The organism is Rahnella contaminans (assembly GCF_011065485.1).
GTDB lineage: Bacteria > Pseudomonadota > Gammaproteobacteria > Enterobacterales > Enterobacteriaceae > Rahnella > Rahnella contaminans.
This window is the reverse complement of sequence record NZ_JAADJS010000002.1, coordinates 198,735-225,359: the sequence shown is the minus strand read 5'-3', so window position 1 is coordinate 225,359 and position 26,625 is coordinate 198,735. Positions and strand designations below refer to the sequence as shown.

The following is a 26,625-nucleotide window of genomic DNA, read 5'->3' as shown; positions in this document are numbered from 1 at the left end:
GTTTTGTTATAAACGACGGTTCGTAAAACGAGTCAAAAGGCAGAGGTAACGCCGGGTAAAACGAGGCATCAAGCTACCCTATCGTCACCTCTTCTGGCAACATTAAAGTCATCGAAAATCGCAAGGAAACAGAATGGCCAAGGCCAAACTTAAATTTCGCCTGCACCGCGCTGCTATCGTACTGATAAGCCTGGCGTTATTAGTCATTCTGATGCAAGGCGCATCCTATTTCAGCCTGGGACATCAACTGGCACGTTCCACTCAGGTAGAGCAACTCGCCCAGACACTCGCGAAGCAGGTGGCATTTTCACTCGCGCCACTGATGGACAGCGACAATGATGGCGCTGATATCGCGCAAATTTCCACTATTTTGAGTCAGCTTACCGATGGCAGTCGCATTCTTGATGCCAGCGTTTATGAATCCGACGGCTCCCTGGTGGCCCATGCGGGCGAACAGGTGCCGGTTCGCGACCGGTTATCGCTGGACGGCAAACGCGCGGGCAGCTACTTCAATCATCAGATTGTGGTGCCGATAGAAGATAAAAATGGTCCGAGCGGATTTTTGCGCATCACGCTCGATACGCATGTTCTGGCAACGGAATCGAAGCAGGTCGATAACACCACCAATCTGTTGCGTCTGATGATGCTCGCCGCACTGGGTGTGGGCATTATTCTGGCTCGGACACTGTTGCAAGGACGCCGTTCGCGCTGGCAGCAATCGCCATTCCTGCTGACCGCCAGTAAACCAGTGAAAGAAGATGACGAGCAGGAAGAGGAAACGGACGAATTCGGCCCTCCGCCGGTGCTGAATATTCCTGAACCGGAAGCCGAAGTTGCCGAGGCAAAACCCGCAACCGAAGCACAAACTAAAGAAGCGGCTCAGGCCGCTTACCGCAGTCTGAAACGCAGCCGGCCTAAGTGATTCAGGCCAGCCGCTGAACAGGCAATATTAATTCTTCCACCTGGATAGCGTGGGCTGGGTGATGTGCAGGCATTCAGTAATCTCTTTTGCCGTCAGGCTGCATGACGCAGTAAATCCACAAGTTCAGATATGAGCAGCTCAGTGATGAATAGAAAATTGCATAGCAAAACGGGCGCCCATCGGCGCCCGTTTCAGTTTCTGCAATGTATGCAGAATTTATTCTTTGTCGCCCAGCAGAACGGATTCCAGCGCGATTTCGATCATGTCGTTGAAGGTCGTCTGACGTTCAGCGGCAGTGGTTTGTTCGTGCGTACGGATATGGTCGGAAACGGTACAGATGGTCAGCGCTTTTGCGCCGAATTCAGCTGCCACGCCGTAGATACCGGCGGCTTCCATTTCCACACCCAGAATGCCGTATTTTTCCATCACGTCGAACATTTGCGGGTCTGGCGTGTAGAACAGATCAGCGGAGAAGATGTTACCAACGCGGGCATTAATGCCTTTAGCTTTTGCCGCATCAGCAGCGTTACGCACCATGTCGTAATCCGCGATAGCCGCGTAATCGTGATCTTTAAAACGCATGCGGTTCACTTTGGAATCGGTGCAGGCACCCATGCCAATCACGATATCACGCAGTTTGATGTCTTCACGTACCGCGCCGCAGGAACCCACACGGATGATTTTTTTGACGCCGAATTCGGTGATCAGCTCTTTGGCATAAATTGAGCAGGAAGGAATGCCCATGCCGTGGCCCATAACAGAGATTTTGCGGCCTTTGTAGGTGCCGGTGAAGCCCAGCATCCCACGCACGTCATTCACCTGCTTAACGTCCTGAAGGAAAGTTTCCGCGATGTGCTTGGCGCGCAGCGGATCGCCCGGCATCAGCACTACGTCAGCGAAGTCGCCCATTTCAGCATTAATGTGTGGAGTTGCCATCTTCTTATTCCTTAATTCTGCGAGGTGTCATGTTCATAATAAAAACGCGGCCAGTAAGCTTTACTGGCCGCGCATTCTAATCGTTACAGCATGGATTTACCGTAATCCATCGGCGTCAGATCGAAGTATTTCGCGACCGTCTGCCCGATGTCCGCGAAGGTTTCACGGTGGCCCAGCGAGCCCGGTTTTACTTTAGGACCATAGATTAACACCGGAATGTGCTCACGGGTATGGTCTGTGCCGCGCCAGGTCGGGTCGCAACCGTGGTCAGCGGTGAAGATAATAATGTCATCTTCTTTCACCAGCTCCAGCAGTTCCGGCATACGGCGGTCGAACAGCTCAAGCGCAGCGGCATAGCCCGGAACATCACGACGGTGGCCGTAAGAAGAGTCGAAATCAACAAAGTTGGTGAAGACGATTGTCTTATCACCCGCTTCTTTCATCTCTTTAATGGTCGCGTCAAACAGCGCGTCCAGCCCGGTGGCTTTCACTTTTTTTGTAATACCGACCTGCGCATAGATATCCGCGATTTTACCAACGGAAACTACGTGGCCGTTTTTCTCATCAACCAGTTTTTTCAGGATGGTCGGTGCCGGTGGCTCCACCGCCAAATCATGACGGTTACCGGTACGCTCGAAATGACCGGCTTTGTCGCCGATAAACGGACGCGCGATAACACGGCCAATGTTGTAACCGCCTTCAGTCAGTTCTTCACGGGCGATTTCGCACAGTTCATACAGGCGATCCAGCCCGAAAGTTTCTTCGTGGCAGGCAATCTGGAAAACGGAGTCCGCAGAGGTGTAGAAAATCGGCTTGCCGGTTTTCATGTGTTCTTCGCCTAAATCGTCCAGCACGACGGTGCCGGATGAGTGGCAGTTGCCGAGGTAGCCCGGCAGATTGGCGCGTTTCACCAGCTTATCCAGCAGTTCCTGCGGGAAACTGTTGGTGGTATCGCTGAAATAACCCCAGTCGAAAAGAACAGGCACACCGGCGATTTCCCAGTGGCCTGACGGGGTATCTTTACCGGAGGAAAGTTCGCTCGCATAAGCATAAGCGCCGGTAATTTCAGAATTACCGTCCATGCCTTCCGGGATTTTTCCGGTGGATTCTTCAGCGGCTTTCGCCAGCCCAAGACGGGTCAGGTTCGGCAGATTCAGCGGCCCTTTGCGACCTTTGTCGGCTTCGCCACGCGCGCAGGCAGCCGCGATATGGCCCAATGTGTCAGAACCGGCATCGCCAAAGCGCTCGGCATCTTCACTGGCACCGATACCGAATGAGTCTAACACCATGATAAATGTACGTTTCATTTTGCTCTCCTGCGAATGGTTACGCATTGGGTCACGCGGAACTGCCGCGCACCTGATCACTCTTAAATGGGGGCGATTCAGCCTGAAATCAAGCTTTGCCGCTGATCCGGCGATAAACCACCGGCGTGCTTTCCGGCGCTTTGTCACTCAGGACAATGGCCGCGCGCACTTCCTGCGCTGCCTGCTGCCAGGCCGCTTCACTGTTCGCGTGGATCATCGCCAGTGGCTGACGGGTATCCACCTGCTGACCAAGTTGCGCCATGTGGGTCAGACCGACGCTGTAATCGATAGCATCGCTGGCACGACGACGACCACCACCCAGTGACACCACCGCCATGCCCAGCGCGCGGGTATCCATCGCACTGACAATGCCGTTTGTTTCGGCGTAAACCGGTTTGCTCAGCGTCGCCTGTTGCAGATAGTTGTCGTAATTTTCGATGAAATCGGTCGGGCCTTTTTGCGCCGCAATCATGCGACCAAAAACTTCAGCCGCTTTGCCGTTATCCAGCACCGCCTGCAATTTGCTGCGGGCATCAGCGTCATCTTTTGCCAGTCCACCGGACAGCAGCATTTCAACGCACAGCGCCATGGTGACTTCCAGCAAACGCGGATTGCGGTATTCGCCGGTCAGGAAGCGCACGGCTTCGCGCACTTCCACCGCATTTCCGGCACTTGATGCCAGCACCTGATTCATGTCGGTCAGCAGCGCCGTGGTTTTGCAACCCGCGCCATTTGCCACATCCACAATCGCCTGTGCCAGATCTTCTGAAAGCTGGTAGGTCGGCATAAACGCGCCGGAGCCCACTTTGACGTCCATGACCAGCGCGTCCAGCCCTTCGGCCAGTTTTTTGGCGAGGATCGATGCGGTAATCAGCGGGATAGAATCCACGGTCGCGGTGATATCACGCGTTGCGTAGAAGCGTTTGTCCGCCGGTGCCAGCGAGCTGGTCTGGCCGATAATCGCCACACCAACGTCCTGGATGATGCTGCGAAAACGGCTGTCATCCGGGAAAATATCAAAGCCCGGGATCGCTTCGAGTTTATCGAGCGTACCGCCGGTATGACCGAGGCCACGGCCTGAAATCATCGGGACATAACCGCCACAGGCTGCCACCATCGGGCCCAGCATCAGGGAGGTCACGTCACCCACGCCGCCGGTGGAATGTTTATCTACAACCGGGCCGTTCAGGTTGAGGCTTTTCCAGTCCAGCACGGTGCCGGAATCGCGCATCGCCATGGTCAGCGAAACACGTTCTTTCATGGTCATATCATTGAAATAGATGGTCATTGCCAGTGCGGCAATCTGACCTTCTGAAACCTGACTGTCGCGAATGCCGTTCACAAAGAAACGAATTTCTTCGTCGCTTAAAGGCTGGCCGTCACGTTTTTTTCGAATAATTTCTTGTGCGAGAAACAAGGTATCCCCCTGCCTGAGCTGAACGCTAAATGTGAACGCCAATACCGGACGCTGCAAAACAGCGCCACGGCATCGGCATAACAACGGTGATTAATAGCTGCTGGTGGCTTTCTGGCCAGCGTGACCGAGAGTGGTCAGCAGGCTTGCCAGCAGGCTGGAAGCGCCGAAACGGAAGTGACGTGCATCAGCCCATTCGCGACCCAGCAGGCGGTCAGCCAGTGCCAGATATTGCGCAGCATCTTCAGCGGTTTTGACGCCACCGGCCGGTTTGAAACCGACGGTTTTGCCCACGCCCATTTCAGCAATCACGCTCATCATCAGTTCAGCGCTGTGCAATGTTGCGTTTTCAGGCACTTTACCGGTTGAGGTTTTGATGAAATCAGCGCCTGCTTTGATAGCAATTTCGGAGGCTTTGCGGATCAGCGCGTCCTGTTTCAGCTCACCGGTTTCGATGATCACTTTCAGCAGAACATTTGCGGCTGCACAGGCTTCTTTGCACTGTTTAACCATCTCAAAACCGATTTGCTCGTTACCGGCGATCAGCGCGCGGTACGGGAATACCACGTCAACTTCGTCGGCACCGTAAGCAATCGCTGCGCGGGTTTCTGCCAGCGCAATGTCGAGATCGTCATTACCGTGTGGGAAGTTCGTCACGGTCGCAATGCGGATGTCCGGCGTTCCTTGCTCGCGCAGGGTTTTACGGGCAACAGGAATAAAACGAGGATAAATACAGACAGCAGCGGTGTTACCTGCCGGGCTTTTTGCCTGGTGACAAAGGGCGATCACTTTTGCATCGGTGTCGTCTTCGTTCAGCGTGGTTAAATCCATCAGGTTCAGCGCACGTTGCGCTGCGGCGGTTAAATCGGTCATATAACTCTCCAACAATTTTCAATTCCAGCGACCGGCCAGAACTGAGCATACAGTCATGAATTCATTCCGGCGGTTAACATCGGGGGAAAGAATTCTGCACGTTGGCGAGCGGACTTGGTTCCATGAAGATAGCGTGCGTAAACCCTGTGGCTTACGTGGCAACTGAGATCCTTCTCACCGCGCTTTGATTGGCTGATGCCAATTCGTTGTGACTATTTGAACACGTCACATCAGGTTCCTGTGTGCAGTATTTCACACAAAATGAAAACCGTTTGCAACGTTGCTTATTAAAATGAGACCCAAGTCACACTTTAACGGCGCTATGCTCAGCGTCTAAACCAGATAAGAGTGTATACCCGATTCATGACAAGCGAAGTTCAGGCGGATATACAGAGAACGCCGACCGGCGATCTTGTGGCCAATGTTATAATAATAACATTTTAAAGAGAACATAAATCGCACCACAGCGAACAATCCAAAGACAGCAAGAAATGCCGGGCAATAAAAATGTTATTTAAATCACAAAAAGTATAACGAATTACTGCCGTGCAGATAACTGAAAGACCCGGCGGGTGTTGGCGAGCAACGTATCGGCGATTTCCTGCGCAGATTCTGTACGCAACTGGCATAACACATCAAACACCACCGCGGCGCGTTCCGGCCGGTTAGGTTGTCCCTGAAAACCCTGCAACGGCATATCCGGCGCATCGGTTTCGAGCAGTAAAGAAGAGAGTGGCAACTGCGCCATCACCTGACGGGTTTTCTGCGCACGTTCGTAACTAATCGTTCCGCCGACGCCTATCGCATAACCGAGTTTAATAAACGCCTGCGCCTGAGAAAGGCTTCCGGCAAAACCGTGTACCACGCCGGTCGCGGGCAGTTTCGCCTGTCGTAACATCGCGGCGAGCTGATCGTGGCTGCGGCGTGAATGCAAAATCACCGGCAGATTCTCTTTTTTTGCCAGGGAAAACTGAGCTTTAAGCAACCGCTGTTGTTGCTCAAACATCGGGTCTTCCATGTATAAATCCAGCCCGATTTCGCCTACTGCCACCAGCCGCGCATCACGGTGGCTGAGCAACGCTTCCAGCAATTCGACATCCTGATCCTTGTGCTGCGCGATATATAAAGGATGCAGCCCGAGCGCGGCGTGGATCTGCGGGTGATTTTTGGCGAGCGCAAGAATGCCGCGAAAGCGATCTGCCGTCACGGCAGGCACGATAATCTCGCGGACACCCGATTCACCGGCGAGACGCAGGCTGTCCGCTTCTGCGCCGGTAAAAGGCGGAAAATCGAAATGGCAATGCGTATCGATGAACGTGAAACTCACAACTTATCACCTTCGCTGGCCGGAAAATGACTCTCAGCCGGCGCATTGTCGCTCATCGCCGCCGGACGGACTACGCCGCCATCGGCGACCATATCCGTCAGCACGGCGGGATCGAGAATAATCTGCTCGATTGTGCTGCTGGCGGCGGCCAGCGGGATCACATTCTCCGGCTCGTCCTGCGGCACCACGATGCGTTTTGGACGGCTAACGCGCGGAGTAATCTGTGGATAAGGCCGTTCGTTTTCGCGCGGCATCAGCCAGTGCGCAGCAGCAGAAAGGAAATAACGTCCGCAACGGCGGCCGAGATGATAATCCTGGTTCAGCGCAGGAAGACGGCTTCCCAGCGCGTGGCTGGCCAGCGGTTTTGGCGGGAAGATTTCGAAAATGCGCACATCATCCGGCGGATTTTCAATGAACTGCTGAATGCGGTGATAGCTTTCTTCGTGATGCTGCATCATGCGCACCAGCTGTTGCAGACTGCTTTCACTCAGCCACTGCTCCATCCGTTTCATCCACTGCGGTGTGTAGAACATCGCCGACGGCACGGTGCGGATCACCACAATGGTATCTGCGCCGCGGCGGTAAGCTTCCTCAACCGGGATCGCATCGCTGATCCCGCCATCCTGATAGCTGATACCATCCAGATCCACGCCCATGCGGTAGAAACCGGGGATCGCGCTGGACGCTTTGATCACCGGCAACCAGTTTTCACGCGTCGGCGCAAAATAGTTGGCCGTGTAATCATCGCTACGGCAGGCGCACATCAGAAACTCACGGCCGTCGATCAGCAGTTTTTCTGCACTTTCCATCGCCAGGGGCATGTTTTTCGACGTTTCATCGACCAGCCAGTCGAGATCGATAAGGTGTCCGCCACGCACAAAGCGCAAAGGGTTGAAAAAGTCAGGGCTGGTGGTGTAGCGGGTGATGACTCTGCGGGCGTAACCGGGCTGGCCGCAAACAAACGCGGAAAGGTTTTGCGCGCCTGCTGATGTGCCCAGATAGAGATCAAAAGGATTAAAACGAGCCCGCTGGAATTCATCCAAAACGCCTGCGGTAAAAATGCCTCTCTGTCCTCCTCCTTCACAAACCAGGGCAATTTTCCCCGGCATATAAGGTTTATACGCCAGCGGTTCTATATTCCCCAGCGTGACAGGTATTCTGTATCCCAACGCGCTATCCTCGCAAAATCGGCATTACACTATTGGCCTTTTACCGGCCTCCTTTCTGAGCATACCCCGACTTCTCGTTTTGCGTGAATTACTTGCCTAAATTGGCCGATAAAATCGTTACGTACTGTTAACGGGCAAACTGTACCCATAAAAGAATCGCCCCCTTCACTGAAGGGGGCGATGTCATTCATTAACGCTTATTGGCATCAAATCAATGATGCGGTCAGAGTCGTTTACGACCGGTAAACAGGCTGACCAGGAACAGAATGATACCGACTACGAAGACGATTTTTGCAGCCCAGGCAGCTGTACCCGCCAAACCACCAAAACCGAGAGCCGCCGCGATTAACGCGATGATTAGAAAAATAATGCCCCAACGAAACATAAGCTTCTCCTTTACCCTATTTTCACTTTGCCAGTTTAAAAGGTGGTGCCCCGCTTCGGGCCGGACTCACTGTTGCCTTTCTGACGCTTTATTAACCGGTTGTATACCGGATACAAAAAACAGCTTACTTAATAAAGGTAGTCGAAAAATTAAAGTGTTAGAGATTCAGTCACGATCTTTTTTCTGACATCAGGCAAAACATGTCCATCCCGAATATTGCACGGGCAACACAAATATTGTTATGCGTTATTCAAAGATGAGGCGCCCGCCCTTCGGAGGGCACCTTGTACAACAGGTATAACAGAGGATCGTTACGGTGCGACTTTCAGGTCATTTTTGACGCTTTTCACGCCATCAACAGTTTTCGCAACGCTTTCTGCACGGTCAGACTGTGCCTGATCTTTCACTGCACCGGAGAGCTGTACCACACCGTCAGTGGTTTCAACTTTCACGTTACGTGAAGGGACGATGTCATCGGCCAGCAGTTTAGCTTTGACAGACGCTGTTGTGGCGCTGTCGCCGGCATACCCTTTCACGCTCTGATCTTTGCTGTCTTTGGTGTGCAGTTTGTCGCTGACAGATTTCACACCTTCCACTTTGGTCGCTGCTGCAACAGCCTGTTCCGCTTCAGCCTGTGAGCCGACAAAGCCGCTCAGCGTGACAACGCCTGAAGTGGTAGTGACAGAAATGTCGCTGCTTTTGATGGCTTTATCATCCACCAGAGCACTTTTTACTTTCGCTGTGATGGCGCTGTCGCCCATGTAGTTATCAACTTTCTTCATGGAGCTATCGATTTTTGCACCTGCGCTATCTGTAGTCGTTGCAGCCAAAGCGCTACCGCTCATCAGTGCGGTACCCAGTACTACGGCCATCATTGAATAGGCAAATTTAGAGTTTTTCATCGATTTCTTCCTTTCGGTTTATAAGCCTTGCTTTCGGCTCTGCACGTCACATTCTTGGTGACGCCTTATAACAAATTGTATTGCTGCTGTTTTTACTTTCCTTGTAGCAGAGTACATTGTTTTGTTCTGGCTTTTTATCGCCTCACGATACAACTCTCTGTTGCGTGACTTTAAAGCAGTGCTTTAAGCCACCGTTTCCTGAACACACATTTAATATAGTCAAGAATGATCAGATGTGTAGGAAGATCGTCGAATAAGGCCCCTAATGCAGACAAGTCTTAGGGTTTGAGGCAGTTTGCGCCCATTTTTCAGGCAAAGAGGCGATAAAACGAGCAGGGAAAAATGCGAGGCAAATCACTTTTAACAGAAAAATGGCGAAAAAAAAGACGGCAACCTTGCCGTCTTTCTGTTTCAAAACCGGATGATACGAAGATTAATGTTCGCGGGTTTTGCGGAATTTCACTTCCGGATAACGCTCAGAAGCCAGATTCAGGTTCACCATCGTCGGGGCGATATACGCTAAGTTATCGCCACCATCGAGCGCCAGATTGGTTTCGTTCTTGCGTTTAAATTCTTCGAATTTCTTAACATCGTTGCATTCTACCCAGCGGGCGGTAGAAACGTTCACCGACTCATAGATTGCTTCGACGTTGTATTCACTTTTCAGACGCGCCACAACCACTTCAAACTGCAGAACACCGACCGCACCGACGATCAGATCGTTGTTAGAAATCGGGCGGAAGACCTGCACCGCGCCTTCTTCAGAAAGCTGCACCAGCCCTTTCAGCAGCTGTTTCTGTTTCAGTGGATCGCGCAGACGGATACGACGGAACAGTTCAGGGGCAAAGTTAGGAATGCCGGTGAACTTCATGTTCTCACCCTGAGTAAAGGTGTCGCCAATCTGAATGGTGCCATGGTTATGCAGACCGATAATGTCGCCCGGATAAGCTTCTTCAACGTGCGAACGGTCGCCAGCCATAAAGGTCAGTGCATCAGAAATCACCACGTCCTTGCCGGTACGCACCTGACGCAGCTTCATGCCTTTTTCATATTTACCAGATACCACACGCATGAACGCCACGCGGTCACGGTGTTTGGGATCCATGTTGGCCTGAATTTTAAACACGAAACCGGTGAATTTCTCGTCATCGGCTTTGACTTCGCGCAGATCGGTTTTACGCGGCATCGGCGCAGGCGCCCAGTCCACCAGACCGTCGAGCATATGGTCAACACCAAAGTTGCCAAGTGCGGTACCGAAGAACACCGGCGTCAGTTCGCCCTGCAGGAACGCTTCGTGGTCGAATTCATGCGATGCGCCCTGCACCAGTTCCAGTTCATCACGCAGTTGCGCAGCCAGATCTTCGCCGACAGCGACATCGAGTTCAGGATTATCCAGACCTTTGACCACGCGAACTTCCTGAATGGTGTGCCCTTTACCGGTCTGATACAGATAAACTTCATCTTTATAGAGGTGATAAACCCCTTTAAACAATTTACCGCAGCCGATCGGCCAGGTAATCGGAGAACAGGCAATTTTCAGCTCACGCTCCACTTCGTCCATCACTTCCATCGGGTCACGGATGTCACGATCGAGTTTGTTCATGAAAGTCAGGATCGGTGTATCACGCAGACGCGTTACTTCCATCAGCTTACGGGTACGGTCTTCGACACCTTTTGCGGCGTCGATCACCATCAGACAGCAGTCAACGGCGGTCAGGGTACGGTAAGTATCTTCGGAGAAGTCTTCGTGCCCCGGGGTGTCGAGCAGATTAACCAGACACTGTTTGTACGGGAACTGCATCACGGACGTGGTGATGGAGATACCACGTTGCTTTTCCATTTCCATCCAGTCGGATTTGGCGTGATGGCTGGAGCCACGGCCTTTTACCGTACCGGCGGTCTGGATTGCCTGTCCGAATAACAGAACTTTTTCGGTGATGGTGGTTTTACCGGCATCGGGGTGAGAGATGATGGCAAATGTGCGGCGCTTAGCCACTTCAAGGGCGTATTCACTTGGAGACATGTTTTTCACGTTTCTGCGGTTGGTCCGCCCTGCATCGGGATTCACTTCACGTCAGAAGGTGACGTCAGGCAAAGCGGTAATAAAAGTTATAGCCGGCTATTTTCACTGATTTAGACGGGATGGGCAATCAATGGTTTTTTTGTGTGCTAACCCAGCGGCAGCGCCATCATAATCGCGTCTTCACGGCCTTGTGCGGCGGGATAATAGTTACGGCGGATGGAGACTTCGTTAAAGCCCAGGCTTTCGTATAACGCGATGGCTTTTGCGTTGGAGGCGCGGACTTCCAGCCAGAGCGTGAAAACGTCTTTTTTCTCAATCTGTTGGATGACGTCTTCCAGCAAGGCCCGGCCTAAGCCCTGACGCTGAAATGCCGGATCGATGGCAATATTGAACAGCGTGGCTTCATCAAGAACGATTTGCGTAATAGCAAAACCGGCCATCACGTCGTTGCGCATGATTTTGAGATTCAGATAGCGTTCGCCCTGATTGCTGGCGAGCGTTTTTTCCGTCCACGGAAAAGCATGGCTGGCCTGTTCAATTTCAAGTGCGCGGGGAAGATCAGCGGGCGTCAGGATAGAAATGTTGTTCATTTTCACAGATCTGCTGCCAGAGTGCGCGTTTTGCGCTGGCGTCTTGATAAAGCCCGGCGAGAGCCGGGCTGGATAACTGCGTACCGGCGAGCGTAAGCGGTTCGCTCAAACCCAGTCGCCAGATATTGCAGCGGGTGTCTTCCGGCAACATGGTTACCTGTTCCGGCGTCAGGCGGTAAACCTGCGGTTCAGCCAGTGCCAGACTGCGGAGCACATCGCGCACCAGCGGATCATCTTCAGCGGGCGGCACATCGGCGACAATCAATAATTTTGTCTCCGCAGGCAGGCTCACGGCGACTTCACCCTGCAAAACCGCAGGCCGGCGCAGCGTCCACTGGGTAATGCCCAGTTGTTGTAACAGTGTATCTCGTCTGGATGCCATGCCTGATCCCTGCCCGTTGAATAGCGAAAAGCCCGGCTATGCTAGCAAACACATCGAACATGCGCCAATAAACCTCTATAATCGCGCGTTACATTCCTGAGGAGCCACACCCTGATGTCTGCATTAACTCCGGCCAGCGAAGTCATACTGCGCCATAGCGAAGAATTTGAAGGCCGCCGCGTCCTGTTCGCCGGCGACTTACAAGATAACCTGCCTGCTGAACTCGACGCCGAAGAAGTCCGCGTTCACACCAATATGTATCACCACTGGCAGATGCTCAGCAAAACGCTGGGCGACAACGTGCAGTTCGGCTTACTGGCCGACGCAGACCTGATCGCGCCTTGCGATGTGCTGGTGTATTACTGGCCGAAGAGCAAGCTGGAAGCCAAATTCCAGCTTTTCAACCTGCTGTCACAGCTGCCGGTCGGTATCGACGTTTTTGTCATCGGTGAAAACCGCAGTGGCGTTCGCAGCGCGGAAACCACGCTGGAAGGCTTGTGCGAACTGAGTAAAGTCGACAGCGCGCGCCGTTGCGGCCTGTACCACGGGCGTCTGGAAAAACAGCCTGAATTTGATGCAAATGGCTGGTGGGATGAGTACATGGTCGAAGAAGTGACCATCAAAACCCTGCCGGGCGTATTCAGCCGTGAAGGTCTGGACAGCGGAAGCCTGTTGCTGATCAACAGCTTCGAAGAACCTGTTAAAGGCAAAGTGCTGGATGTGGCCTGTGGTTCCGGCGTTCTGGCATCAGTGCTGGCGACATACTCGCCGAAGATGAAAATCACGCTGAGCGATGTGAGCGCAGCCGCTATCGAAGCCAGCCGCGCCACACTGGCCGCCAATGATTTACCGGGCGAAGTGATCGCCAGCAACGTCTATTCCGACATTGCCGGTCGTTTTGACATGATCATCTCCAACCCGCCATTCCACGAAGGTCTGCAAACCAGCCTGACGGCGGCTGAGCAGCTGATCCGTGGCGCGGTCAGCCATCTGAATATCGGCGGCGAACTGCGCATTGTGGCTAACGCCTTCCTGCCTTACGCCGCGCTGCTGGATGACACGTTTGGCAGCCATGAAGTGCTGGCACAAAATGGCCGTTTCAAAGTGTACAAAGCAGTACGTGGCCGTCCGCCGCGTGATCCAAAGAAAAAGCGTTAATCCGTCGTTTTAGTGCTCGCTGAGGATGCGCATCATTTCTACGTTGTAACGGTCACCCGCCGCAACGTGGAAAGGAAACACTGCTTCGATCGCCGCGATTTCGGCTTCACTCAGGGAGACATCAAGCGCGGCGATGTTTTCCTCAAGATAATGACGACGTTTGGTGCCAGGGATTGGCACCAGATTATCGCTACGCGATAACACCCACGCCAGCGCCAGCTGCGACGGTTTCACCCCTTTTTCCTGCGCCAGTTCACCGATTTTTTCCGCCAGCTGCAGATTCTTCGCAAAGTTTTCACCTTCGAAACGCGGGCTGAAGCGACGGTAATCGTCGGGCTCAAGATCGTCCATTGAACGGATTTGTCCGGTCAGAAAACCGCGTCCCAGCGGGCTGTAGGGCACAAAACCAATACCAAGGCGTTCGCACGCCGGCAAAATCTCCGCTTCTACATCCCGCGACCACAGCGAATATTCCGTTTGCAGCGCGGTAACCGGATGCACTTTGTGCGCACGCTCCAGCAGGCTGACAGACACTTCACTCAGCCCGATGTAACGGATTTTCCCTTCCTGAACCAGATCCGCCAGCGCGCCCATGGTTTCCTCAACGGGTACGGAAGGATCAGGGCGATGCTGATAATAGAGATCGATAACATCCGTCCCCAGACGCTTCAGGCTGCCTTCAACGGATTGACGGACATAATCCGGATGTCCGTTGGTGGCGCGTGCGTGCGGGTTCGCGAGGTCACGCACTATGCCGAATTTGGTGGCCAGGAAAACTTTATCGCGACGCCCTTTCAGAAAACGTCCCAGCAGTTCTTCATTGGTATGCGGGCCGTACACGTCGGCGGTATCAAACATCGTGACGCCCAGTTCCAGCGCACGTTCCAGCGTCGCTATCGACTCTTTTTCATCCTGACCGGTGGTGTAGAAATCGCTCATGCCCATGCAACCCAAACCGAGCGCGGACACCATCGGACCCATTTTTCCAAGCTGACGTTGTTTCATTGAGATTCCCTCGTGACATGAAGAGTAAGTAACAGGAAGAAGTGTGGTTGTTATTGCGGATAAGATAAATCATCCAAAACGTGCAACACTGTTCATCAATCGCAAACAATCCTGAGCGCCTGCGGAGAAGAAAAATGGATCAGATACAGGCAATGAAAATTTTCATCCGTATCGCCGAGCTGGAGAGTTTTAGCCGCGCGGCGGAAGACCTTGATTTACCGCGCGCAACGGTCAGCACGACGCTGAAACGGCTTGAACAGCGGCTGGGCGTCCGGCTGTTTTTGCGCACAACGCGTCAGGTTAAAATCACCGATGAAGGCAAGATTTATTACCAGCGCTGCCTGCAATTACTGTCAGCGCTTGAAGAAGCCGATACCCTGTTTGCGCATCATAGAAACCAGCCCGCCGGAACAGTCAGAATCGACATGCCGCATTCGCTGGCGCGCGTGATGGTGATTCCGGCGTTGCAGGCATTTTATGAACATTATCCACATATCACCCTGAGCGTCAGCGCCAATGACAACTCCGTCAATCTGCTCGATCAGGGCGTGGATTGCGTGATTCGTGCGTGGCCGTCTGAAGATGAAAATCTGCAATCGCGGCATCTGGCCAATCTCGAACAAATCACCTGCGCGTCTCCGGCGTATTTCGCGAAATTTGGCACCCCGCAAACGCGTGCAGATCTCGCCACGCATCAGGCCATTGGCTACTTTTTCGCACATCAGCAGCCGGAATCGCATCTGGAATTTGTCACTGATGGCACGGTCGAAAAAATTCAGTTACGCCGTACGCTGACCGTCAGCGGCGCAGATGCGTACGTTGCAGCGGCAAAAGCCGGTTTTGGTCTGGTTCAGGTTTCAAGACTGGCGATTGCGCAGGAACTGGAACGGGGAGAACTGGTGGAAGTCCTGTCAGCCTTAACGCCGCCGCCGATGCCACTTTACATCATGTATCCGCCGGGACGCTTTCTCGCGCCACGTATTCGCGTGTTTCTCGACTGGCTGATTACGCTCTTTTCACAGCCGGATGCGTGAGTGGCGTCGTCGGTCATTAATAGAAAAATTGCTGATTAAACCATCAATTAACCTGGCTTCGTTCTGACAGATTGACCCATTCACCTTGAATATGTTGTTTTTTACATCAACCATCCGAAATGGGGGAAATAACAGTTGACGCCTGTGGGAAAATCTCTAGAATTCGCCCCCGTGGTTGTGTTACTTGCTGATGACATTCCGATGAATGCGTCAACACAGTAATCAATTGGTTCGCGATGGTGGCGGAATTGGTAGACGCGCTAGCTTCAGGTGTTAGTGTCCTTTGGATGTGAGGGTTCGAGTCCCTCCCTTCGCACCAAAACAATCACAAGATTTATATTGCACGGCACGGTACGCGATGGTGGCGGAATTGGTAGACGCGCTAGCTTCAGGTGTTAGTGTCCTTCGGATGTGAGGGTTCGAGTCCCTCCCTTCGCACCACTCCGGTGATATAAATCAGCAGTCAGCAGAATTCATCTGTGCGAAGGTGGCGGAATTGGTAGACGCGCTAGCTTCAGGTGTTAGTGTTCTTACGGACGTGAGGGTTCAAGTCCCTCTCTTCGCACCACATGATTCTGTTCTTCGGTTTTGCCTTCCTGTATTAACTCCTTCGATTTTAGAAAGTAAAAAATCCCCTTCGCTTTACTGTTTTTCCTGTTTCTCATCTTCGTATTCCTGTTTTCATCACAAACTAAAATTCAACGTCACTGCCGCCAGTCCGCCTGCCAGCGCCATAAATGAGGGCAGCAGCAGATAATGGCGCAGCGTCCGGTGGAACAGCATGCCCAGCGTCACCAGCATCGCGACCACGACCAGAACGCGCAGCTGGTCCAACGTCATATGTGCCAGCGCCAGCAACGGCATCAGCGCGCAAGGCAGCAATACCCCCCAGCCACTGGTCAGACGTTTACCCAGCATCCACACAACCGCCCAGATCCCACATGCCATGACAATTGCCGGTATCATAACCCTGCTCCAAATGCTGATAATGAGAACCAATATCATATAGGATTTTTTCTCATTTACCATACACCCCCCGCAATAAATCAGACGACACAACGCCCGTCTGCCAGCACGCCCGCCTTTAAGGTAAAGTCTGCGCAGTTATTTGCGGTCTTATACTCCGTTTGGGTGACACCTGCGTACAAAAGTGCTAATTTTAAAGGTGTTAAACCAAATTAGTGAAACCCGGCTAATTAAATTTTTTATAATAGTCACTGAAAAAACTATATTTATAGAATTCTAATAATTACCTATTAAAACCATTAGCCTGCCTGCATGGAACTTGTCTTAATGGAATAAGCACGCGGTATAGGGCGATAAGAATCTTTATCTATTCAGAACAACAGACGCTAAATAGAGTAAATTTGATGATATCTCATTCCTATGATGAACTGCTGAGAAGCAAACATCGGCTGGCGATGCTCCTATTCTTTTTTTTAAATAGTGCCACGGCGCTATTTTCGATGGTTTATCCCCCCGACAATGCAGCGGCGACCCCCTTCCCGCTGATACTGATTTTTGCACTTTGTTGTGGCGGGTTAATATTTTCTTTTTTCAGTAAGAAAAATTACTCTTCACATCTGAATATGTGTTCTGTGATTGTCGGTCTGTTATGGGCCTGGCAAATAGCATTACGTTTTGAGGAAGTCGGGCAAACAGATAAAAATTATCTGGTGATCAGCTTACTCAGTATATTCTTTATCAGCGCCATCGCTTTGTCAGATAATTTTCTGGCTTTTTGCCTGCATGCAGTACCTTCCACTCTTTGCGTCATCTTCCTGGATGACTTTCAGCACATCGGGCATATCCTGTTCACCGTTATGTTGCCACTGATTGGTTTGTGGCTGCATCACCTGATGCTCAAACGTAGCGACGAATTCACCCGCCGCATGGTGTCGAATCTCTACAGCGAAAGGGAAAAGTTCAGCGATCTCAGTATGCTGGATCCGCTCACCGGCCTGTACAACCGCCGTGGTTTGCAGAACAAGCTGGAAACCCTCTTTAATCAGGCTTCCGGCCATTACGTGATGCTGCTCGATATCGATCACTTCAAAGCCTACAACGACAATTACGGCCACAGCATGGGCGATCAGGCGCTGGTGCGCGTTTCTGCCGCCATTCGTGACGCCGTACGTTCGCGGGATGTGGTCGTTCGTTATGGCGGAGAAGAGTTTCTGGTGCTGATGTCGAACGTGAAGCAGGAACACGCAATCCGGATGGCAGAACGCATTCAGAATAAGGTTCTGGGCCTGAATATCCCGCATTTGTTTAACGCACAGGTCTCGACTCACGTTACCGTCAGCGCCGGGTTAGCTGCGCTGGAAGAGGGCGATTTTATTAGTGCCTTGGGCAACGCTGACGCCTCACTGTATAAAGCCAAAAATAGCGGGCGTAATAAAATATTTTATGCATGGGAAGAGAATAATGAGCGCCACGAAATCGCTGAAGAAAAATTAGCCTGATAATTGCCGGAAAGTAGCATTGATAACAGCGCGCTCATTGTTATTATTTTTGCCAGCGGTAATGATGCTGCCGCCCTGTTCGATAATAAAGTGCGCTCATTCATTATCACTGCATAATCATTCAACTTTCGGCCTGATTAATGGTTCAGGCTGAAAGTTAAACAGCTTGTTTACCTTATTGAATGTTACAAAACCCTGTTACCCGCCTGACTGAACGCCCTGCTTAAATAACCCTTTCATTTTGTAAATCCCCACAAAAATAAGATGTATAAAAATAATCCTAATCCCGACGTTGTTTTCTCATCGCCCCCACAGAATATTGCTTTTTCCCGCCAGGTTTTATGTTACAAAACCCGTCTACTTTATTGTTTTAACGCCATTATTTAGCCTGTTTCAAAATTTGTGAACTCTCTCACGCCCACCTTCCGGCGAGTGCCAGAGGCTATTTTCCCGTGGCACTGACCGGAAGGCTCCCTGATCGAACACTTCTTACACTGTTGCCCACCCGCCGTACTGACTTCTGACGGATCAGCGTGTTACGGCAGGCTTATTCACCTCATTACCACTCTGTTTCTCTACATAACAAAAGGTCCGGTGTATGAACAGTTCGATAGTTTTAGGGATTATCTGGCATCTGATAGGAGCGGCCAGCGCAGCCTGCTTCTATGCACCTTTCAAGCAAGTGAAAAGCTGGTCCTGGGAGACCATGTGGTCGCTGGGCGGTTTCTTTTCCTGGATTATTTTACCGTGGGCGTTGAGCTACGTACTTCTGCCCGATTTCTGGGCGTATTACGGCTCGTTCAGCTTTGCCACCCTGCTGCCGGTTTTCCTGTTCGGCGCGATGTGGGGCATCGGGAACATCAACTACGGCCTCACGATGCGCTATCTCGGGATGTCGCTGGGGATCGGCATCGCCATCGGGATCACCCTGATTATCGGCACGCTGATGACCCCGGTCCTGCAAGGCAAAATCGGTATGCTGTTCGGTACCGCCGGTGGCCGGTTAACGTTGCTCGGCGTGCTGGTGGCGGTGATTGGCGTGGCGATTGTCAGTTATGCGGGTTATCTGAAAGAGAAAGCGCTGGGGATTCAGGCGGAAGAATTTAACCTGAAAAAAGGGCTGATTCTGGCGGTGATGTGCGGGATTTTCTCCGCCGGGATGTCGTTTGCGATGAGTGCAGCGGTGCCGATGCACGACGCAGCACGCGCACTGGGCATCGACCCGCTCTACGTTGCCCTCCCAAGTTATGTAGTGATCATGGGCGGCGGCGCTCTCGTCAACCTCGGTTTTTGCATCATCCGTCTTGCGACACGAAAAAACCTTTCATTCAGGGCAGACATGTCCGTGGCGAAATCCCTGCTGGTGGCCAATATCCTGTTCTCCATCCTGGGCGGCACCATGTGGTATCTGCAATTCTTCTTTTACGCCTGGGGACACGCGAGCATTCCCATCGAATACGACTACATGAGCTGGATGTTGCACATGAGTTTCTACGTGCTGTGTGGCGGAATCATCGGTCTTGTTCTGAAAGAATGGGCCCGCGTCGGCAGAAAACCGGTTCGCATTCTCTGCCTAGGTGCGCTGGTGATTATTCTGGCTGCCAATATCGTCGGGCTGGGAATGGCACTCTGATTTTTCCACCGTAAACCCTGGCGGCAGAGCGTGCTTTGCCGTTATCAATCCGCCGCAATCAGCGAAAAAGGCTGCGGCGGCGTCTTTTTGGCCTGAGCAATAAACCGCTGCCGGTAATCCCTCGGCGAAACACCGTACGCACGGTTGAACACCACGGAAAAATAATTACTGTCGTCAAAGCCGCATTCGGCGGCCACGTCACCGATCGCCTTGTTGCCATAACGCAGCAAACTCATTGCCCGGCACAACCTGAGCTGGCGCAAATAGTTCATCACGCTTAGCCCGGTGTGTTGCTTGAATAACGCGCGCAGGCTGCGGGGATTCAACTGATGTTGCTGACAAAACGTCTCCAGATGGAACGGTTCGGCAATGCCTGCCCGCAGCGCCATAAGCAATAAATCCAGCTGATGTGCGTCGGGCAACACACCGCTGTCTGGCCGGTGCCGGAAGCGTAGCAAGAGCAGCGCCAGCTGCATCAGCAACGCTTCGCTCAGCTGAACAGACAGCGGCTCGGATTTCATACACTCCTTCGCCAGCTCATCCACTTTATCGCGCAAAACGGACATCCCGAGCGTGCTCAGCCGCCAGTAACGCTGTTCCTGGCTGGCATTTTCTCCCGGCAATAATTGCGCCCAGTCGGCTTCCAGCCGGAAACGTTCGCGGCAAAACAGCACATTATCGAGCGCCAGTTCATTGGCCGATTCATAGCTGTGCCGGTCTCTGGCGTTGATGTAAAACAGGTCGCCGCAGGTAATGGGATAGGGAATATCGTTCCAGATATGCATGCCGTTGCCACGCCAGACGATCACCAGTTCATCGAAATCGTGGTCATGGGTGGGAAAATCCGCCTGCGGATGGCGCTCTTCTACCACCACCGAGTTCATCCCGGTCAGAAAGAGGTCATTTTTATTGAGTCTTAAAGACATAGCAGCAATCCCATACCCGTTTGACGGCAAGATAAACGAGGCGGCTCAGGCAAAAACCTGAGCGCACGAGAGGCACCGCTTAACGTAGCTGATCACGCATGAGTTTTGGCGACACCGAAAATTCCCGACGGAACTGCGTCGAGAAATGGTTACTGTCACTGAACCCGCAGGCATAAGCGATATCCGTAATGCTCTGATCGCTGTGATGTAAACGACGGCGGGCTTCCAGCAGGCGCAGGCGGTTGAGATACCGCTGCGGCGTCATGCCGGTGTAATGCTTCATCTGCCGGTGCAGCGTGCGCAGCGCCAGCGAAAAACGTTCGGCGGCCTCGGTCCAGTTAACGTCCTCACTGTAATGTGACTGGAGCCATTGCAAAAGTTGGTTAACCTTGTTTTCCGAGGTATCTCGCAATTGTGGCTGAAAACAGTCCTGATAAAGCAGGATCAGCAACTGTAAAAACAGGCTTTCGCGCGTGGCGATGTGTTCCATTTCTACACTGGCGGGCAGCGCTTCCAGCTGCGCGATACAGTTCAGAACCTGATGCAACACGCACGGGCTGAGCTGCCAGTGGATCTGCGACTGATAGTGATGCTCCTGTGGCAGAAAATGGCCGACATCCTGAATAAAGCGAAACGCTTTTGGCGAACGGAAAAGCACATTGGTCAGCCGCAGGTTATCCACGTTTTCAAACAAATGATGATCGCTGGCGCGGACAAAACACACCGTTCCGGCGGTCAGGGTATACGGATTGTCATTAAAGATGTGCACGCCCGATCCGCTTTCCACCAGCATAATCTCGTGGAAATCGTGGTAATGCTCCGGGAAAACGTCTTGCGGTAGACGCCGCTCAACCGTCACAGTCAGCTCAGGTGCCGCAAAATAATCATCACCCTTCAGTAACGTCATTTATCGCCTCCGGTTCAGGAAATCATGATGCTTCGGAAAACCACCCTACCCTGCGCGTGCCGTTCTTGCCTTCAAACGGCGGCGTGAAAAACGTCATAAACGGTCAGATTTTTAAGATTCACCCCTTCACGCAACAGATCTGCGGCGAAGATCACAGTCGCCCGCCCCGCCCGCATCCCCGTTTGCAAAACCTCGCCAGCGCCAGCTTTCGGCTGATCTGTGATCTGCCTCGCATCTACCTTTTTAATGCTGCCATCCCGTCAAAACCGATGGCAATCACCGGAAGGTGACCCTGCAACGCCTCCCCTACACTGGCCGCATATTCAATAAGGAATGGCCGCTATGAGAACTCACCATCTTGCCGCTATTGACCTCGGCGCTTCCAGCGGCCGGGTAATGCTGGCGACGTTTACCCGCCACGATGCAGACCCGGCAGCAACGCTGACGCTGAAAGAAATTCACCGTTTTCCCAATAACCTGATGCACGTAGATGGTCACGAAACCTGGGATCTTGATGCGCTTGAAAAGCACATTCTCGAGGGGCTGAACCGCCTGGATGCGTCGGGCATTCAGCTCGACGGTATCGGCATTGATACCTGGGGCGTGGATTATGTCCTGATCGACGAATACGGCCAGCGTGTAGGGTTGCCCGTTTCCTACCGCGACAACCGCACCGAAGGCGTCATGGCGCGGATGGAGCAACAGCTGAGCCGCGAAGCGATTTACCAAAAAACTGGCATCCAGTTTATGCCGTTTAATACGCTCTATCAGTTGCGTGCACTGAGCGAACAGCATCCTGAGGTCGTAGAAAAAGCCGCGCATCTGCTGATGATCCCGGATTATTTCCTTTACCGTCTTACCGGCAAGCTGAATCAGGAATACACCAACGCCAGCACCACGCAGATGCTGAATATTTCCACCGGCGACTGGGATGAAGATCTGCTGAAACTGGCAGGCGTACCGCGTCAATGGCTGACAAAACCGAGCCAGCCCGGCCATTCTCCCGGCCTGTGGCACAGCCCGCGCGGCCGCAGCGTACCCGTTTTCAGTGTCGCCACGCATGACACCGCCAGCGCAGTCGTGGCCGCGCCGCTCACCGGCACGCACAGCGCCTATATCAGTTCCGGCACCTGGTCGCTGATGGGCATCGAAAGCCCGAAAGCGTTCAATCACGTCGGCGCGATGCACGACAATGTCACTAATGAAGGCGGCATCAACGGCAGCTACCGCGTACTGAGCAATATTATGGGGTTATGGCTGTTCCAGCGCGTCTGCCGCGAACTGAATATTCAGGACCTGCCTTCATTAATTACGCTGGCCAAAAACGTCCCGCCGTTCACCTATCTGATTAACCCGAACGAAGACCGCTTTATCAATCCGCCGTCAATGGTCGATGCCATCCGCGAAGCCTGCGGGCAGGCGGGAGAACCGGTTCCGGTCTCACCGGCTGAACTGGCGCGCTGTATTTTCGACAGTCTTGCCATGTTGTACCGGCAGGTGGCCGTTCAGCTGGCGAAGCTGCAAGGCGAGCCGCTTCGCGACATTCACATTGTCGGCGGTGGCAGCCAGAACCAGTTCCTGAACCAGCTTTGCGCAGACACCTGTCAGGTAAACGTCAGCGCCGGGCCGGTTGAAGCCTCCACGCTTGGCAATATCGGCTGCCAGCTGATGGCCCTTGATGCCGTAAAAGATGCCGCTGAATTTCGTCGCATTGTCGCCACGAATTTCGAACAACGCCATTACCTCCCCCGTATTCACGAGGATTTCCCAATTCACTGGCGCCGTTTTCAGGCGCTCTGTCACGCCAATGAGGAGCTCGCAGTATGACTTCATCTATCGATCACGCATGGACGCTAGCCAAAGAACGTTTTGCCCAGCTGGGCATTGATGCCGAAGCTGCAATCAAACAACTCGATTCCCTGCCGGTTTCCATTCATTGCTGGCAGGGGGATGACGTCGCGGGTTTTGAAAATCCGGAAGGCGGGCTGACCGGCGGTATTCAGGCGACCGGCAATTACCCCGGCAAAGCGCGGAATGCACAACAGCTGCGGGCGGATTTAGAACTGGCGATCTCAATGATCCCCGGCCCTAATCGCCTGAATCTGCATGCTATTTATCTGGAATCCGATAATCCGGTTCCGCGCAATGAAATCGAACCGAAGCATTTCACCGGCTGGGTCGACTGGGCGAAGAAAAACAAATTGGGTCTGGACTTTAACCCGTCCTGTTTTTCGCATCCGATGAGCGCGGACGGCTTCACGCTCTCCAGCGCCAATCCGGAAATCCGCCAGTTCTGGATTGAACATTGTCAGGCCAGCCGTCGCGTTTCCGCCTCCTTTGGCCGCGCGCTGGGCACGCCTTCCGTCATGAATATCTGGGTTCCGGACGGCATGAAAGATGTCACCGTGGATCGTCTGGCACCGCGCCAGCGCCTGATGAGTGCGCTCGACGAAGTAATTGCCGAGAAGTTTGATATCACCGAACACATCGACGCCGTCGAAAGCAAACTTTTCGGCATCGGCTCTGAAAGCTACACCGTCGGCTCCAACGAATTCTATCTGGGCTACGCCGCCAGCCGCGGCACCGCGCTGTGCCTCGATGCCGGGCATTTCCATCCGACCGAAGTGATCTCCGACAAAATCTCGGCCGCCATGTTGTATGTGCCGCGCCTGCTGCTGCACGTCAGCCGTCCGGTGCGCTGGGACAGCGACCACGTCGTGCTGCTGGATGACGAAACGCAGGCCATCGCCAGCGAAATCGTGCGCCATAACCTGTTCAACCGCGTGCATATCGGGCTGGATTTCTTCGACGCTTCCATCAACCGCATCGCCGCCTGGGTTATTGGCACCCGCAACATGAAAAAAGCCTTGCTGAAAGCGCTGCTGGAACCGACCGACCTGCTGAAAAAACTGGAAGTCGAAGGCGATTACACCGGCCGCCTGGCCCTGCTGGAAGAACAAAAATCGCTGCCGTGGCAGGCCGTCTGGGACATGTATTGCCAGCGTCACGACGTGCCGGTCGGCGCTCAGTGGCTGGATACCGTTCGTCATTACGAAACCAGCGTGCTGGCAAAACGCTGATTATCGAAGAATTTATGGCTGAAAAGCATTCACCTTATTCGCAGGAAAGAACTGATGAAAACATTATTTAGCGCGTGGTTTGTACAGGGCATGGTCAAAGCGACCACCGATATGTGGCTGAAAGGCTGGGACGAGCGCAACGGCGGCAACGTCAGTATGCGTCTGCTACCGGAAGACGTGGCACCGTACAAAAATGATTTTTACGCCCAGCCGCGTCAGGTTGAACTGACCCAGCACGCGCCGGATCTGGCTAACGAATACTTCATCGTGACCGGCTCAGGTAAATTCTTCCGCAATGTGCAGCTCGCCCCTGCCGAAGCGCTGACCGTTATTCAGCTCGATGACAAAGGCGCCAGCTACAAAATCCTCTGGGGCCTGACCGCGGGCGGCCTGCCGACGTCAGAACTGGCATCCCATCTGCAATCACACGCTGTGCGTAAACGCGTCACAAACGGGCAGGATCGCGTGATCATGCACTGCCACGCCACCAACCTGATTGCGCTAACCTATGTGCTCGAACCCGACAGCGCGAAAATCACCCGCAAGCTGTGGGAATGCAGCACCGAATGTCTGGTGGTCTTCCCCGACGGCGTGGGCATTGTGCCGTGGATGGTCCCGGGCACCGACGGCATCGGCGCAGCCACTTCCGACCGGATGCAACATCACAGCCTGGTGCTGTGGGCCTTCCACGGGATCTTCGGCTGCGGCCCGACGCTTGATGACGCCTTTGGTCTGATCGACACCGCGGAAAAATCGGCGGAAATACTGGTGAAAGTGATTTCAATGGGTGGGATGAAACAGACGATCCAAACCGACGAGCTGATTGCGCTGGCTAAACGTTTTGACGTCACACCTTTTGAGGCCGCTTTAAAAGCCTGAACCGGCCATTAAGGCTCCCACTTATTAAAAACCCGGCACAGGAACGACGGAAAGTTTCCTGTCGCCGGGACCGGCGCAGATCAGGAGCCGCGCGGTCAGAATATTGATTTTAAATAAAATATGAGAGGGAATTTTATGAGTTTCATGCTTGCTCTTCCAAAAATCAGCCTCCACGGCCAGGGCGCGATCAGCGATATGGTTGCGATGCTGGCGACAAATCAACCGGGCAAAGCGCTGATCGTCACTGACGGTCAGCTGGTCGAGTTAGGTCTGCTCGATGGCCTGTTCTCCGCACTGAAAGCCGCCGGACTGCCGTATGCGTTATACGGCGGCGTGGTGCCTAATCCGACTTCCGCACACGTAGACGAAGGTTTCCGTCAGTATCAGGAAAATCATTGCGATTATCTGATTGGTTTCGGCGGCGGCAGCCCGATTGATACCGCAAAAGGCATCAAAATTCTGACAGCCAATCCGGGGCCGGTGACGATTTATTCCGGCGTCGGCAAAGTGACGAAACCGGGCGTATTTCTGGTGGCGGTCAACACCACGGCCGGTACCGCTGCGGAACTGACCAGTAATGCGGTGATCATCGACAGCCAGCGTCAGGTAAAAGAAGTCATTATCGATGCGAATCTGATCCCGGATATCGCGGTGGACGATCCGTCGATTATGCTGAAGATCCCCGCAGATGTTACCGCAGCCACCGGTATGGACGCCCTGACGCACGCCATCGAAGCCTATGTTTCTGTCGGCGCGCATCCGCTGACCGATCCGACGGCGCTGGCGGCGATCTCGACCATTACCCGTTGGCTGCCAGAAGCGGTGGATCATGGCGACAATATTGAAGCGCGCGAGAAAATGGCGCAGGGACAATATCTGGCCGGGATGGCGTTTAACAGCGCCGGGCTGGGATTAGTGCATGCGCTGGCGCATCAGCCGGGCGCGACGCACAACCTGCCGCACGGCGTCTGTAATGCCATTCTGCTGCCGGTTGTGGAAGAATTTAACCGTGCTTACGCCCCGCATCGTTTTGCCGATATCGCACGCGCCATGGGCGTGAATACGCAGGGCATCAGCGAAACGCAGGCCAGCATTGCGGCGATTAAAGCGATCCGTGATTTGTCGGCGAGAGTGGGAATTCCATCAGGATTCAGAGCATTAGGCATAGTCGAAGCCGACATTGAAGGCTGGCTCGACAAAGCGCTGGCTGACCCTTGCGCGCCGTGCAACCCGGGAACCGCTACGCGCGAAGAAGTGCGCGAGCTTTACATGAAAGCGATGTGACTTCTTTTCTCCTCCCCCTTCGCA

General features: G+C 53.3%; 24 protein-coding genes and 3 tRNA genes. 12 read left to right on the top strand and 15 right to left on the bottom strand.

Annotation, left to right across the window (positions count from 1 at the left end; genetic code table 11):
• Positions 1-133: 133 nt before the first annotated feature.
• Complete coding sequence (locus GW579_RS10240) at positions 134-922, top strand: YtjB family periplasmic protein (protein WP_152325203.1); 789 nt, start codon at positions 134-136, stop codon at positions 920-922.
• A gap of 216 nt (positions 923-1,138) precedes the next feature.
• On the opposite strand, the gene deoD is transcribed toward GW579_RS10240, so the two are convergent.
• The 11 genes from deoD to GW579_RS10185 all read right to left on the bottom strand — a co-directional run bounded on the left by deoD (position 1,139) and on the right by GW579_RS10185 (position 12,230).
• Positions 1,139-1,858: a purine-nucleoside phosphorylase gene (deoD, locus tag GW579_RS10235; RefSeq protein WP_101075083.1), complete on the bottom strand. Its 720-nt coding sequence runs from the start codon at positions 1,856-1,858 to the stop codon at positions 1,139-1,141.
• 83 nt (positions 1,859-1,941) lie between these two features.
• Positions 1,942-3,165, bottom strand: coding sequence for a phosphopentomutase (gene deoB / locus GW579_RS10230; RefSeq protein WP_152325204.1), 1,224 nt, complete (start codon positions 3,163-3,165; stop codon positions 1,942-1,944).
• A gap of 88 nt (positions 3,166-3,253) precedes the next feature.
• A complete protein-coding gene (gene deoA, locus GW579_RS10225; RefSeq protein WP_152325205.1) occupies positions 3,254-4,582 on the bottom strand; it encodes a thymidine phosphorylase in 1,329 nt (442 codons plus the stop codon).
• A gap of 90 nt (positions 4,583-4,672) precedes the next feature.
• Entirely contained in the window at positions 4,673-5,452 is a 780-nt protein-coding gene (gene deoC, locus GW579_RS10220) for a deoxyribose-phosphate aldolase (protein ID WP_152325206.1), read from the bottom strand.
• Positions 5,453-5,990: 538 nt separating this feature from the next.
• Positions 5,991-6,779 (bottom strand): TatD family hydrolase, encoded by a 789-nt coding sequence (locus GW579_RS10215; RefSeq protein WP_152325207.1) that lies wholly within the window; start codon positions 6,777-6,779, stop codon positions 5,991-5,993.
• Positions 6,776-7,888, bottom strand: coding sequence for a patatin-like phospholipase family protein (locus GW579_RS10210; RefSeq protein WP_235937376.1), 1,113 nt, complete (start codon positions 7,886-7,888; stop codon positions 6,776-6,778). Before GW579_RS10210 ends, GW579_RS10215 begins: the two co-directional genes overlap by 4 nt.
• 283 nt (positions 7,889-8,171) lie before the next feature.
• Positions 8,172-8,333 (bottom strand): DUF1328 domain-containing protein, encoded by a 162-nt coding sequence (locus GW579_RS10205; protein WP_013577105.1) that lies wholly within the window; start codon positions 8,331-8,333, stop codon positions 8,172-8,174.
• Between the two features lie 311 nt (positions 8,334-8,644).
• Positions 8,645-9,235, bottom strand: a complete 591-nt coding sequence (gene osmY / locus GW579_RS10200) for a molecular chaperone OsmY (protein ID WP_152325209.1) — start codon at positions 9,233-9,235, stop codon at positions 8,645-8,647.
• 433 nt (positions 9,236-9,668) lie between these two features.
• Positions 9,669-11,258 (bottom strand): peptide chain release factor 3, encoded by a 1,590-nt coding sequence (gene prfC / locus GW579_RS10195; protein ID WP_165058939.1) that lies wholly within the window; start codon positions 11,256-11,258, stop codon positions 9,669-9,671.
• Between the two features lie 146 nt (positions 11,259-11,404).
• On the bottom strand, positions 11,405-11,848 hold the full coding sequence (gene rimI, locus GW579_RS10190) for a ribosomal protein S18-alanine N-acetyltransferase (RefSeq protein WP_152325211.1): 444 nt from the start codon (positions 11,846-11,848) through the stop codon (positions 11,405-11,407).
• The gene (locus tag GW579_RS10185) at positions 11,817-12,230 is read right to left on the bottom strand and encodes a DNA polymerase III subunit psi (protein ID WP_152325212.1); all 414 of its coding nucleotides are present in this window, start codon (positions 12,228-12,230) and stop codon (positions 11,817-11,819) included. Before GW579_RS10185 ends, rimI begins: the two co-directional genes overlap by 32 nt.
• A 114-nt stretch (positions 12,231-12,344) precedes the next feature.
• Between GW579_RS10185 and rsmC the strand changes: the two genes are divergently transcribed.
• A complete protein-coding gene (gene rsmC / locus GW579_RS10180; protein WP_152325213.1) occupies positions 12,345-13,388 on the top strand; it encodes a 16S rRNA (guanine(1207)-N(2))-methyltransferase RsmC in 1,044 nt (347 codons plus the stop codon).
• A 9-nt stretch (positions 13,389-13,397) separates the two neighbouring features.
• On the opposite strand, the gene GW579_RS10175 is transcribed toward rsmC, so the two are convergent.
• Positions 13,398-14,393, bottom strand: a complete 996-nt coding sequence (locus tag GW579_RS10175; protein ID WP_165058937.1) for an aldo/keto reductase — start codon at positions 14,391-14,393, stop codon at positions 13,398-13,400.
• Positions 14,394-14,527: 134 nt separating this feature from the next.
• On the opposite strand from GW579_RS10175, the gene GW579_RS10170 reads away from it, so the two are divergent.
• The 4 genes from GW579_RS10170 (at position 14,528) to GW579_RS10155 (ending at position 15,995) form a co-directional block, all read left to right on the top strand.
• Positions 14,528-15,427, top strand: coding sequence for a LysR family transcriptional regulator (locus GW579_RS10170; RefSeq protein ID WP_165058935.1), 900 nt, complete (start codon positions 14,528-14,530; stop codon positions 15,425-15,427).
• A gap of 233 nt (positions 15,428-15,660) precedes the next feature.
• Positions 15,661-15,746 (top strand) — tRNA-Leu (locus GW579_RS10165).
• 36 nt (positions 15,747-15,782) lie between these two features.
• Positions 15,783-15,868, top strand: a tRNA-Leu gene (locus tag GW579_RS10160).
• A 40-nt stretch (positions 15,869-15,908) separates the two neighbouring features.
• Positions 15,909-15,995: transfer RNA gene (locus GW579_RS10155), tRNA-Leu, on the top strand.
• Positions 15,996-16,111: 116 nt separating this feature from the next.
• On the opposite strand, the gene GW579_RS10150 is transcribed toward GW579_RS10155, so the two are convergent.
• Positions 16,112-16,393, bottom strand: coding sequence for a DUF1435 domain-containing protein (locus GW579_RS10150; RefSeq protein ID WP_165058933.1), 282 nt, complete (start codon positions 16,391-16,393; stop codon positions 16,112-16,114).
• A 404-nt stretch (positions 16,394-16,797) separates the two neighbouring features.
• Here GW579_RS10150 and GW579_RS10145 point away from each other — a divergent pair, with 404 nt between their 5' ends.
• Positions 16,798-17,892: a GGDEF domain-containing protein gene (locus GW579_RS10145; protein WP_165058931.1), complete on the top strand. Its 1,095-nt coding sequence runs from the start codon at positions 16,798-16,800 to the stop codon at positions 17,890-17,892.
• 598 nt (positions 17,893-18,490) lie between these two features.
• Complete coding sequence (rhaT, locus tag GW579_RS10140; RefSeq protein WP_165058929.1) at positions 18,491-19,525, top strand: L-rhamnose/proton symporter RhaT; 1,035 nt, start codon at positions 18,491-18,493, stop codon at positions 19,523-19,525.
• Positions 19,526-19,569: 44 nt separating this feature from the next.
• Here rhaT and rhaR read toward each other — a convergent pair whose 3' ends face one another.
• Together rhaR and rhaS are read right to left on the bottom strand one after the other, a co-directional pair.
• Positions 19,570-20,451, bottom strand: a complete 882-nt coding sequence (rhaR, locus tag GW579_RS10135; protein WP_152325219.1) for an HTH-type transcriptional activator RhaR — start codon at positions 20,449-20,451, stop codon at positions 19,570-19,572.
• Between the two features lie 79 nt (positions 20,452-20,530).
• Positions 20,531-21,358, bottom strand: a complete 828-nt coding sequence (gene rhaS, locus GW579_RS10130; protein ID WP_152325220.1) for an HTH-type transcriptional activator RhaS — start codon at positions 21,356-21,358, stop codon at positions 20,531-20,533.
• 342 nt (positions 21,359-21,700) lie between these two features.
• Here rhaS and rhaB point away from each other — a divergent pair, with 342 nt between their 5' ends.
• From rhaB to fucO, 4 genes are all read left to right on the top strand, one after another.
• Positions 21,701-23,185, top strand: coding sequence for a rhamnulokinase (gene rhaB / locus GW579_RS10125; RefSeq protein WP_165058927.1), 1,485 nt, complete (start codon positions 21,701-21,703; stop codon positions 23,183-23,185).
• The gene (locus GW579_RS10120) at positions 23,182-24,438 is read left to right on the top strand and encodes an L-rhamnose isomerase (protein WP_152325222.1); all 1,257 of its coding nucleotides are present in this window, start codon (positions 23,182-23,184) and stop codon (positions 24,436-24,438) included. Before rhaB ends, GW579_RS10120 begins: the two co-directional genes overlap by 4 nt.
• A gap of 54 nt (positions 24,439-24,492) precedes the next feature.
• Complete coding sequence (rhaD, locus tag GW579_RS10115) at positions 24,493-25,317, top strand: rhamnulose-1-phosphate aldolase (RefSeq protein WP_165058925.1); 825 nt, start codon at positions 24,493-24,495, stop codon at positions 25,315-25,317.
• A 135-nt stretch (positions 25,318-25,452) separates the two neighbouring features.
• Complete coding sequence (gene fucO, locus GW579_RS10110; RefSeq protein WP_165058923.1) at positions 25,453-26,601, top strand: lactaldehyde reductase; 1,149 nt, start codon at positions 25,453-25,455, stop codon at positions 26,599-26,601.
• Positions 26,602-26,625 lie beyond the last annotated feature (24 nt).